Raw genomic sequence first — 11,675 nt, forward strand, 5'->3', positions numbered from 1 at the left:
CCCGCGATGCGAGTCGCGGGGGTTGTCAATTTGTGCCTCAGCTATCCGATATCCATGCTACGTGATCGTCAACGTCGGAGTGGACTTCGCCTGCCGCACCGAAGCCAACGCGAGTTGGCTTTCCAGGTTGTTGAGCAGCCCATCCATGGCCTTCCTCAGACGCTGCGCGGGTACGCTGTCGCCCTCGAAGTTCGCGGTCGGCTCCCCGGCATCGCTATTGGCACGCAAGTCCATGGTCATCGGTAGGGCTCCCAGGAAGGGCAGACCCAACCTTTGGGCCATCTGCTGGGCCCCACCGCAGCCGAAGATGTCATATTCGGAACCATCGGGCGCCACGAATACACTCATGTTTTCGACCACACCCAGGATGTCGATGCCGAGTTGCTCGAACATCTTGATGGCGCGGACGGCATCGTCCTGGGCCACACGCTGGGGCGTACACACGATCACGGCACCCGCAAGTGACAGATTCTGGGCCATCGTGAGGGGCACATCACCGGTGCCCGGCGGCAGGTCGATCACCAGTTGATCGAGCTCCCCCCAGTCCGTCTTTTCGGTGAGTTGCTTGAACGCGCCATGGGCCATCGGACCACGCCAGATGAGCGGCTTATCCGATTCAACCAGCTTCCCGACGGTCATGGACTTCACCCCATGAGTCATGAACGGCTGGAACCGACCATCGAGGACGTTCGGCTCCATCGCCCCGAGACCCATCAATGTCGGAAGGCTGGGTCCGTAGATGTCGCCGTCCAGCAAACCCACCGCCTTGCCACGACGCGCCAATCCCACGGCGATATTTACGGCCACCGTGCTCTTGCCCACGCCACCCTTGCCGGCCCCCACCGCGATGGTGTGGCCCACGTTCGCGAGCGTGGACGCTGGCTCTGCTTCTGGCTTCGTCTCGGGCTGGGCCGGCCTGGCCGATGGCGACTCGCCAGCGGGACGGAGCGCCCCCTTGGGCGACGCCGCAAAGGCGGTCTCGCGGATGACTTCACCATCACGATCGACGAATTGCACACGCATTGCTCGTACACGCTCGCCGGCGCGTACGGCACCCTGCCGCACCGCTTCGAGGCACGCCCCGGCCACCGCCTCCATCGCGCGCGCATCGGACGCGATATCGGGTAGGTGGAGCTTGATGGACAGACCGTCTTCGAGCAGTGAAACCCACTCGAGCCGGCGGGCCGACACAAGGTCGGCTTCTTCGCCGGCGGGTGATACAGCGGATAACCAGCGACGGACCTGTTCTTCGGATATCGGCATAATTCCTCGGCTCGGTGGCCCAGCAGTAGCGGACGGTTCGATCTTGGAATCGTAGAACCAGAGATGCAATCGGTCCCGCAGGTCGAGCGTTCACCGGGTGTCGCCGGCCGAGGCTGGCAGCGCAACCAACGGTACCATGCCCCGAGGCCATCACTAATCTCGACCGGGCGATCAACCAAGGAGGCACCGAATGACGAATCGCCGACTCAAGGCTCCCTTCATGCTGATCGCGGTCGCCGGACTGGCCACGCTGGCCACACCGACGATCGCCCAAGAAGGCAAGCGGCCGACTCGCGAAGCCCAGCAAGCCGAGCGTCCCACGCTATCCGGTCCCCGTGTTCGAGAGCAACGTGTGCCCGGCACCGAGTCGGGATTCTCGGCCGGCACCGACACCGCAACCCGTAGGACCGCACAGCCGGTACCACCGCAGGTGTTTCGCAAGGCCCTCGGCGAATTGATGTCAGAGGATGCCCCACTGGCTATCCGACTCTCGCCCGAGCAGCGCGAGCGCATCTCCACGCATGTGCGCGCGTTCGAGCGAGAGTTTCGTACCCATCGTGACCAGCGCTCCGGCCAGCAACGTGATGCCGTAGTTCGCCCCACGGACGGCCGAGAGCCAGAATCCGATCGCCGGCAGGACCGGAATCGACCGCAGATCGATCGTCCACAATCGGATCGCCCCCGTGCCGATGAACGCTCGATGGACCGGCGCCAGAGCGACCGGCAGCAACGCCCCAAGCTGGGAGAGGGCCAGCAAGAGGCACGCAAGCGTGGTGATCGCAACACCTCACGGGGTGGTGGGGCGCGCGCATTGGCCGGTTTGCAAACGCGCATCTGGGCCGAGTTGAGCGCGGCCCAGCAGGCCCATGTCGGAAAAGCGATCGAGGCGTCAAGGGCGCAAGCCGCAGAGTCGCGCATGGGCCAGATGCGTGAACGCTACCGCCGCGAGATCGGGGCTCGGTTCGAAGAGATGGATGACCGGCGCCCCCAACGGCCCGAACGAAGCGGCCAAGGGGGAGTCGCAGACACCGACAAGAGTGCGACGGAATTGCGACAGTGGTTCTCTCAACTCCCCCAAGACGTGCGACAGCGGATGACCGAGCGTTTGGAATCGATACCGGCCGAGCGACGCGAAGCGGTCATCGCCCGGGCAATCGAGATGTCTCCCGAACAACGCACGCAACTGGTGCGGCGGCTCTTGCAGAGCGAAGAGCGTGAATCGCCGCGGCGTCGCCCTCAGTAGCAAAAATAAATTTCTACCTTGACAAACACAAGACCACCCAGTTTGGGTGGTCTTTGCAATTCTGCGATCGCCGGACGTGTTCCAGAAAACCGGCCTGGCAGGCATGAAAATGGCATAGCGACTGAGCGCAGTTAGTTTGCATGCGAACAAAATACGATCGGAACTCTCTGTCGTTTAGTGCCTGTTTACCCTAGCAAACTAGAAAGATGCGATAGAAGACTGGTGAATCAGCCCGATAAACAGGTTAGTATTAGATATCTCTCTCTCTCCTCCAGCGGGGTGCCGTCAAACGATGGTACCCCGCTTTTAGTTTTTGTTTGGATATCGGTCAGTCGTCACGCCCCCAGGTCACGACCCTGGTGATCCAGCACCCGGGCCGTTGATCGCCCGGTCGGCGTTGATGCCGGCAGGTTTGAGCTCGTTTTCCCATAATTGGTGCCAGGCGTCCACGCCCTCACGGTCGCCCACGCCGTGCCAGATGATGACACCGGCGGCCCCGTTTTCGGCGAGGATACGGTAAACCTCTTCGTGCTGGTAGCGGCTGACCGGTTCCTGCTTGAACGCGTGTGCGGTATAGAAAACCGGGGAGTGGATAGGGTACACGGGCTTGCCTTTTGCAAGGCGAACACTCTCACGAACCATCGAACTGAGCCAGGCTTCGTGGACCGTTGGACTGATCTCACCAGGTTGTCGCTCCACTGGCGGCCACTGCTCGGGAACCCTCAGCGCGGGATAGATGCGGGGGACCACAAAATCGACGGCATCGAAGAACCACTGGATGTCGTCGTTCAATCGACTGGCCTCGTGAGAAAGATCGCCGTAGCCCTTCACGCCGCTCGCGGTGAGATCGCTGTTGATGATCACCTGTGGGTAGTTGTAAAAACCCCACTGTGCTCGCGGCCTGAGTTGCTTGCACTTGTAGTATGTCGCGAGAAGGAATGTGCGGACGAACGCCTCATACGTCCGCTTGTACACGTGCTCTTCCCACTCTGGGCTCAAGCCGTCGAGCAGATAGGCCCGCTGCGAACGTACATAATCGCGCCAATCGTCCTTGTAGTCGCTGTCGAGGGCATCGAACTCTTCACTTGATGGCTTGTTGTTCGTTCTCTCCCAGAGTGCCCACCAGGGTTCGTAGTCGATCACGACAACCCCAGTGAAATCAATTGGCACGAGTTGGGGAACGTGCTCTTCCAGCCTGGTCAAGTGCAAGCTGAGGTTCGGAGTCTGCATTGCAATCAGGTGTGGCCCCTGGCGACGGTACCGCCCGAGCTTCCACCCGGGAATATCGATGACCTCTTGGTTGTACGGAGTGCCAGTGAGGTCCGTGTTGTGCACCGGATCGATGCCGCCGTATTGATCGTCAACGCTGTCGGTGGCGAACGCCGCAAGGCGGAACTGGAAGTCTGGAGACTCGCCTGCGGCAAGGGGGGCCTTCGCCTTCCCATTGAGCGTGACGACAGGACCGGACGCGCTGGCGATCGCGAGTGTTGCCAGCCCAACCGACGCAGCAAGAGCGCACCGCAACACACAGGCGGGAGTCAATGCCAAACGTTTTCCGATCAAATTCGTGCCTCCCGGGCCATGACCAAGGTATCGCAATCGTGTTGCTGCACCAACACGGTACGATGCCCGCCGGTTTGGGATCGGCTGCCACCGGGCTCGGGCCGAAGTGGAACAAGTCACGAGTCTGGCGAGCCGAAAGGAACGTAGGGCCTGTGCGTTGCGGGGGGCCCGAACCCGATGGCCGGCGATGGCGTTAGGGGAGATAAGTGATTCAGCGGGCCGGAGTACGGCGACGGAGATAGGTTTTTGTTCAGCTTCGAGCAGTACACCGATGTCATCCCGTTGCCGGTGCTGATACTGGCACCGGTCATTATCGGGCTAGTTTTCTTGCTGTGCCCTGCACGGTTGAGGCTGCCGGCCGCTCTCATCATCATGCCGCCGTTTCTGATGGTCGGTCGGCTACCCCTCTTGGGGGCTCCGGCCCTGGGGGCCAAGGCCTTGGGCTTTGCCATGCTCTTGGCGGTTGCCGCTGCGGCGTTCTTGTCTCCGGGACCCAAACGCAAGCTTTCCATAATGTGCTATGCGTATGTGCCGCTCGCTTTGGTTGGCCCGATATTTCTGATCACTACAGAGGACAATCTGTTCCCTTTGCTCCGAGCCGTGCAGTGGATCTGCATGGTCTTCGCGGTGCTTGAGGTCGCCAAGACGGTCGTCGACGCTGCGTCGCTGGTCCGGCTCCTCAAGTACCTCGCGATCGGGTTCGTGATTAACACGCCAATCCTGATGAGCGCCATCGTCCTGGGCAGATGGACGCACAGCGGCCACTCCCGTTTCGAGCCGTATGGTGCGTCATCGTTGCAAATCGGCATGGTGTTTACCATGACCGTTGGCTTCACGTTGTATCTTGCCCTACGCGACCGGGTCATCCCGATGCGGCTGGTGTGGACCGGAACAGCCGCCGCGGCCTCCGGCATGGCGTTGCTCTCGGGCAGTCGATCGGTGATCATCACCATCATGGGCGTGTGTGTTCCGCTTGGCTTGACGATGCTCCGCAAACCGGTGCTCGCCGTCCCAATGATTGGCATCCTTCTCGTAGGGATCGCGGTCGTGCTCAGCCGTGTGGACAGCAACCCCTTTGCCCGATACAAATCGCTCGAATCGGCCCGGGGCTCGCAAGCTGTGGAGTACATCCGAGAGTCTATCTCGCAGCGCCCGCTCACCGGCCTCTTGGGTACCAGTGGGTTGCAAGCCGAAGCCGATGAAAGCCTGGGCTTTCACGCACACAACGCGTATCTCAAGCAAGCCTACATTGGAGGCCTTGCGCTGGCCGGACCGTACCTCGTGCTCGCGGCGATCAGCCTCGGTGCCACATTCTATGTTTGGCGATATCGAACGCTCATGGATGTCGACCCACTGCTCATCAGCACATTGGCCGCGTTCATGGCCATGGTGTACGCACAGGGCATGGTCAACCACATGATCTACCTGGGCACGAACACCTGGGGGTTCCTGCACCTTTTGCTCTCGGTGTTGTTCCTGACGTGGGCGAGCGAGTTGATGCGATTCCGGCGCAATAACCCGGGCATGGCGGCCATTCTCGCCCGGCGTCAGATGCAGCCGGCGTGAAGCCTCGTCACTGGGACGCCAGCCTCAGCTTCTCGTAGCGGTCACGAACCCCGTCCGGATCCCACAGTGGGTATGGCCGTCCAAGGATGTCGGCCAGCTCGCGCTGGTCATCTTCGAGTTCGCCCAGAAGCCTGTCGACGCAAGCTTCAGACGGCGGGGGCGGAGGGGGCGGAGCCTTGGGAGTGAGCATCCGGCGTAGTCGGTCGCGCGTTGCGACGGGCAGCATCGGTCGCAGCCGTTGGTAGGGCCGAGTCCGGCGGATACGCATCGCTAGACCGCGGTCCGAAGAGCGCCCCCGGGCCGTGTTGAACTTCGATTGTGGGTCGACCCTGTCTGGCTCGGACGCAAAACCGAGCTTCGGCGCGAGCAGCTGGATTGCGGCCCGGCGGTCCTTCACGTATTCTTCCAAGAGCAGCACGTTCAGGCGGCCAACCGGATAGTACTCGAGCCATGCCTTTGCCTGGAAGGCGTATCGACTGAAGGGGATCGCCGTATGGTCGGCATCGATGAACTCGTCGACCGTGGCAGGACCGGGCTTGTTCGTGATCTCATGGTGATGATGGCTCACGATCCGGCTCACCGGCTCGCGCAAGATGTAGAGGAGCGTGATGTCGGGGCCGAGCACCTTGTGGGCTCGCTCGGGGACATTCGTGAATCGTGGAATCTTGGCGTAGCCCGTCGACGCATCGCCGCGAGCATCGGTCGCCTTGGCATTGGCAAAGAGGCTCTCGTACTCTGCCAGCCCTTCGGGCGTCAGTACCTTATCGTGCGCCAGAGCGGTCGGCTCCTTGTGGAAAGGAAAGTACACACCCGGCTGCGTCAGCAGGTCGCGGTAGAGCGTGGTGGTGCCGCTCTTCTGAGCACCAATGATGAGGAACGTTGGAAGCATCGGTGTCTCGCTCAGGACAGGACGTCTTTGTAGCACTCGATGGTAAGGCGTGCCACGCTGGGCCACGTGAATCGCTCGCGGACGAGTGCCCTTCCGGCCTGCCCCATCTGGCTGGCCGCATCCCGATCCGACAGCACGCGCTCCAGGCCATCGGCGACATCGCCAGCGTCGAGGTCGGTCTCGATGCCCGCCCCGACTTCGGTGATCTCGGGGTAGTGGCACGCCCGGGTCACCACGACCGGGATGCCCATCGCGAGCGCTTCGGTGATCGCGATCGAGAAGCCCTCCTGTCGGCTGGGCAGGCAGAAGACGGCGGCATCACCAAGAGCCGCGAGCTTGTCGGCACCGTAGAGCGGGCCAACGACGTGCACGCGATGGCCGACGCCGTGCTTCGCGATGCTGGCCTCGAAGGGTGCCTGTTCGCCGCCGTCTGGACCCGCGACGACGAGATCAACATCGGGCATCCGCTGGTGGAATTGCGCGAACGCGTCCGCGAGGTAGTCCAGGCCCTTCTTGTGCGCCAGCCTCGAAAGGAACAAAATATATGGCCGTTCGGCCAATTCGGGATGCTTGGACCGGAACGTGCCGGCCGGGGGCCTGTGCTCGAGTTCTTCGAGGAAGATGCCGTTGGGTATGACCCGCGTTGGTGCCCCGTGGAGCACGGGCTCGGCGAGCGTGGCCTCGTCGGCATTGAGCATGTGGACGAACGAGGCCTTGCGCAAGAACGCCTTGTGCGTGGTCGCCAGAGCGATGCGCTTCTTGGTGGGCTTCACCGAGAGCGTGTAGGGATCGAGCATGCCGTGCGGGGTGACGACGTAGGCACTGCCACGCTTCCGGGCGACCGCGCAACATGCGGGCATCATGGGCTCCCACATGCCGTGCGTGTGGAGGACGTCGACGCCGTCGTCGGCGAGGTGGGCGAACGCCCTTGCCGCCCCACTTCCCGTGAGCCGCTCGTACCGGCCTGGCGACTCGATCGAGACGAGGTTCACGAGGTCGCCGTGCGGCGTCTCGGCCATCAGGGCGTCGCCTCGCGGGCCGCCCTCGGGTGTGCGGTACGACAAGATGGTGACGTCGCAGCCGAGGTGGGCCTGGGCCGCGGCCAGGCATGCGGCGACGACCGGCGGACCGCCGCCAGCGGGGTCGAGGTCGCCGATGGCATGGACGACGCGGAGCCCGCTCATGCGTCGCTCGACACGGGTTCGTCGCGGAATGGGGGCCGGGGTTTGATGAGCACGGCCGGGTTGCCGGCGTAGATCGACCACGGTTCGAGGTCCTTCATCGTGCAACCACGCGAGCTGAGAATCACGCCCTCACCGACCCGTACCGCCGGCCCGACGAACGCGTCGGCGGCGATCCAGACCTCGTCCTCGATGATGACGGGGGGGCGCAGGAGCGGGAGCGCCCGGAGCGTGTAATCGTGCGAACCCGCGCACAGGTGCGCGTTCTGGCTGATCACCACGCCCTTGCCCACCGTGACCGGGCCGAGGCAATACAGGATGGCGTGATCGCCGACGGAGCTGCCCTCGCCGATCGTGAGGTTCCAGGGGATCTCGATATGCACGGTTCGGCGTAAACGCACGCTCGGGTGGATCTTGGCGCCAAACAGCGTGAGCAACTCTCTGCGAAGCCGGTACCAATTATGGAACGAGCATCTGAAGAGCGTGGCCTGAACGATACCCCACAGCACCCGCGCGACCTTGGCCTTGAGCGAATAGGGGCTCTTGCTCCGGTTGTTTAGATCGGCACCCTCGTCGACGTAGTCACGGGCGCGCATGTGTGTTTGTTGTTCGGTCATGCCGGCGGCCCCCCGCTGTACTTCTGGTCCAATTTCTTGATGATCTCCATCTCGCGCCGTTTGGCGACCGACATGAACTCGTACCAGGCCATGTTGGTGGCCATCACCAGGCCGGGATAGCCATCGCGTATCCCACGACGAATGAAGTAATCAAAACAAAACCGGAGCAGCGGCCTTGCGGGCAGATTCCGGGTGTGCTTCTTGAGCCAGCGATGCCGTTCGATCGTGGTGCCGAAGAGTTTTGCCTTCACACCACTGGTGTCCATCACCCCTCGGGCGTGGGCCCCCCAGGCGTGGGCCTCCCAGGTCGTATAGCGGTTGTGCTTCTCGATCCAGGTACTCAGGTCACGATACGCGTAGTGCAGCATATCGTGCTCCAGGTACCCCGCCTCGCCCGTGAGCAGCACGGGGTGCTCGTGTACCTCGTTGTCACCCGAACCGGTGTCTCCCAAGTCGCCGATGCGTTCGTAGCGACCGATGCGATGCTTGAACAGGCGCAGGTTCCAGCTCGGATACCACCCTCCACCCTTGAGCCATCGCCCCAGGAACATGAACTTGCGGTTCAGCCAATAGCCATCGCCGCTGGCATTGCCCTCGGACTTGTTCTTACCGGTGACAATATCCTCGATCTCTTTGGCCAGTTCGGGGGTGATGTGCTCATCGGCATCCACGATCAGGACCCATTCGTGCCGCCAGGGGACGTGCTCGAGCGCCCAATTCTTCTTCTTGGGCCAGCCGGTCGAGCGGTCGTACTCGAATTGGTAGACCTCCGCGTCGCTCGCTTGGGAGAGCGCGATCGTGTCATCGGTCGATTGGCTGTCGATCACCGCGACCTGCTCGGCCCACGCGAGGCGGCGGAGGCACGAGGCGATGTTGATCTGCTCGTTCTTCACGGGCACCAGCACGGCGACCGGGACGCTGCCCGGTGCCGGGTAGCCCTCGACGGGCGGCAGCTGCGTCAGCTCGGTGCGGTGGAGCTCCAGGCCGTCACGCAATGGCATCGGCACGGCATCGGCTTGGTGCGGATGCTCGGCCTTAGCCGGTGTTTTGGGTTGCGTCGTTACGACGGTCGTCATGGTGCGGCGGTCTGGCTGGGGGTTTTGGATTCTGCGATGCCCGGCTCGTCCTGCACGGCAGAGCCAAGAAATCGGGACAAGACCGAATTGCAGGGTTCCCATGCATTATCGGCCAACAACCGTTCGAGCTTGCGTTGGGTCGAGCCCAACCCAACGTAGCACTTGAACCGCCGGTGCGGTGGCATGGGCCAACGCGGGCAATCGGTCGCGAAGTCGCGCGGATGCAGGTACGCAACCGTGGGTCGGCCGTTCTTCGCCTCGCTGGTGATCGCAGCCTTGAGTTGCGAGTACGGCAGCAGCCGCAGGTAACCACCGCCCGAGAATCCCATGCGCAACGATATGGCTGGCAGGGGCGACCACACCGACACCGGTAATTCTCGGATCTTGGCACCATTGGGCGCGGTCACCAGGTGCGGCTCGCGCGGGCACGGATATCCGCCGTGGCCTCGCGGTGCGGGGAACAGGCTCGAATCCCACTGGATGCCCGCGTCGGCGAGCACGTCGAACGCCCACTCGCAGCCGGGCACGATCGAGAACGATGGTGCCCGATAGCCCCGGACACGGACACCGCTGGCCTCGCCGATGGCGTCGATTGATCGCTCGAGATCCTCAGCAAATCGATCGCGGCCCAGCTCGCCCACGGGGTCGTGCATATGCCCGTGGCTGGCCAGCTCGTGGCCCGCCTCGGCGATGCGCCTAATGAGCGCCGGGTACCGCTCGGCGACCCATCCCAGCACGAAGAACGTGGCCCGGGTGTCCGCATCCGCGCAGGTTTGCAGGATCTGGTCGGTGTACCGCTCGACCAGCGTTTGCTGCTTGGTCAGGTCGTCCCAGTGCTCGGCTTCGAGCCCTTGCACCTGCACGATGTGGAACCAGTCCTCGATATCGAAGGACATGGCGTGCGTGATTTCGGTGGACCTAGGCATGGAATAACTCAGAACGCGTCATGATCAAGAAAAGTGAACCGCCACGCGTCCGCATCGCTGGGGAGCACGGGCTCGGCGTCCGCCTGGGTAAAAGCGATGAGGCGGTACGTCTCGTCGGCAGCGGTTCGGTAGCCGATACCCCGCAGCATGTCGGACGTCTGCCGGCCCGCCCCGTCGAGCCAGAGCATGGCCTCGGCGCCCCTATCGGCAAGCTCACGCTCGCAGGCGATTGCGAGAGTACGCAGAGCACTATTGTTTTCTTCATCGGCTGCCAATTCGAGGATCACGCCGGTGCGAATGTCGTTGCCTCGCGTGGCCAGGCGGCAGATCGCCACGCCCTCTAGTTTGGCATCGCGACGGACCATGAGCACCGAGTAGGGCTCGCCGTCCACCCCACCACCGAGCCGGGCCTCCAGGAGGTTGGATTTCCAAATCGTCGCGGCACGATCGTGCGCCGAATCTGCGAGCAGCGTGCAGATCTCCTGCAGCATTCGCGATTCGCCTCGTACACGCTCGGCGTCGAAAGACTCCACGGTCAGGCCCGGATCGCCTCTGCGAACCAGCATCGATTGACCGGCACGCCAAAGCCCGTCTCCGATCGGAGCGACGGCAGACGCGAGCCTGATGCCCTTGTGTTTGCCCAGTAAGGCGAACGGCTTGAGCGGCTTGACGAGCACCGGCCACGAACAAACGACCTTGAACCCCAGCTTGAGGTGGCCCTTGGTCACCTCGGGCCGTCGCATCGCGGTCAGGATCGCCTCGATGCCGAGTTCGGCCATCGCCTTGCGCATCGTGAACACGAGCTGGGGATAGAGCATCAGCTTGCGATGCTCGGGCAGCACGAACAGGTGCGCCCAGTAGCCAATCTGCAGCGGCTCATCCCGATCGGGAACCCGGAGCGAACGCAGATACATCGCTGTGCTTGCGGCGGGTTGGTCCTCGACCGTGGCAAGCCACATCGCAGCGTGCTGCTCATCGAGCCCGCACAACGCCCGGTCGACATGGTGTACACTCAATTCGCAACCATCACGCTGCGACAGCAGGCCGGCGATACCGGATAGATCATCGGCCGTCGCGCGGCGCAGGTTGGTCCGGGCGGCCGTGGTGGTCAGCGCTTGGCCTCCACGCGTTGGGCGATCGCGGACGGCGAAACCAGTTCGGGGATCTCGTCGGGATCGAACGTCACGCCGAACGCGCCCTCGAGGGCCATCACGATGTTCAGATGGGCGATGCTGTCCCACGATTCGATCGATTCGGGAGAGGCGTCTTGCGGCACCGGCGGCAGGCCCAGAGCGTCGCCGATGATCTCGCAGGTCGTGTCTAACACCGATTCGGGCATGCGCTGGGCTCC

11 protein-coding genes are annotated in these 11,675 nt (G+C 63.1%); 2 read left to right on the forward strand and 9 right to left on the reverse strand.

What is annotated here, in order from left to right; translation table 11 throughout:
- Positions 1-57 precede the first annotated feature (57 nt).
- Complete coding sequence (locus NCW75_08290; GenBank protein ID UYV11302.1) at positions 58-1,263, reverse strand: Mrp/NBP35 family ATP-binding protein; 1,206 nt, start codon at positions 1,261-1,263, stop codon at positions 58-60.
- Between the two features lie 190 nt (positions 1,264-1,453).
- Between NCW75_08290 and NCW75_08295 the strand changes: the two genes are divergently transcribed.
- Entirely contained in the window at positions 1,454-2,506 is a 1,053-nt protein-coding gene (locus tag NCW75_08295) for a hypothetical protein (GenBank protein ID UYV11303.1), read from the forward strand.
- 348 nt (positions 2,507-2,854) lie between these two features.
- Here the strand turns inward: NCW75_08295 and NCW75_08300 are convergent, their stop codons facing one another.
- A complete protein-coding gene (locus NCW75_08300) occupies positions 2,855-4,105 on the reverse strand; it encodes a hyaluronidase (GenBank protein ID UYV11304.1) in 1,251 nt (416 codons plus the stop codon).
- 564 nt (positions 4,106-4,669) lie between these two features.
- On the opposite strand from NCW75_08300, the gene NCW75_08305 reads away from it, so the two are divergent.
- Positions 4,670-5,635, forward strand: a complete 966-nt coding sequence (locus NCW75_08305; GenBank protein ID UYV11305.1) for a hypothetical protein — start codon at positions 4,670-4,672, stop codon at positions 5,633-5,635.
- A gap of 7 nt (positions 5,636-5,642) precedes the next feature.
- On the opposite strand, the gene NCW75_08310 is transcribed toward NCW75_08305, so the two are convergent.
- The 7 genes from NCW75_08310 to NCW75_08340 form a co-directional block, all read right to left on the reverse strand.
- A complete protein-coding gene (locus NCW75_08310) occupies positions 5,643-6,524 on the reverse strand; it encodes a sulfotransferase domain-containing protein (protein ID UYV11306.1) in 882 nt (293 codons plus the stop codon).
- 11 nt (positions 6,525-6,535) lie between these two features.
- Positions 6,536-7,708, reverse strand: a complete 1,173-nt coding sequence (locus NCW75_08315) for a glycosyltransferase (protein ID UYV11307.1) — start codon at positions 7,706-7,708, stop codon at positions 6,536-6,538.
- Complete coding sequence (locus tag NCW75_08320) at positions 7,705-8,322, reverse strand: hypothetical protein (GenBank protein UYV11308.1); 618 nt, start codon at positions 8,320-8,322, stop codon at positions 7,705-7,707. Before NCW75_08320 ends, NCW75_08315 begins: the two co-directional genes overlap by 4 nt.
- Positions 8,319-9,398: a glycosyltransferase family 2 protein gene (locus NCW75_08325; protein UYV11309.1), complete on the reverse strand. Its 1,080-nt coding sequence runs from the start codon at positions 9,396-9,398 to the stop codon at positions 8,319-8,321. Before NCW75_08325 ends, NCW75_08320 begins: the two co-directional genes overlap by 4 nt.
- On the reverse strand, positions 9,395-10,324 hold the full coding sequence (locus NCW75_08330) for a polysaccharide deacetylase family protein (GenBank protein ID UYV11310.1): 930 nt from the start codon (positions 10,322-10,324) through the stop codon (positions 9,395-9,397). Before NCW75_08330 ends, NCW75_08325 begins: the two co-directional genes overlap by 4 nt.
- Positions 10,325-10,332: 8 nt before the next feature.
- Positions 10,333-11,340, reverse strand: coding sequence for a hypothetical protein (locus NCW75_08335; GenBank protein UYV11311.1), 1,008 nt, complete (start codon positions 11,338-11,340; stop codon positions 10,333-10,335).
- Between the two features lie 92 nt (positions 11,341-11,432).
- On the reverse strand, positions 11,433-11,663 hold the full coding sequence (locus NCW75_08340) for an acyl carrier protein (GenBank protein UYV11312.1): 231 nt from the start codon (positions 11,661-11,663) through the stop codon (positions 11,433-11,435).
- Between the last annotated feature and the right edge of the window lie 12 nt (positions 11,664-11,675).

Origin of the sequence: Phycisphaera sp. (assembly GCA_025916675.1) — a bacterium.
GTDB lineage: Bacteria > Planctomycetota > Phycisphaerae > Phycisphaerales > UBA1924 > JAHCJI01.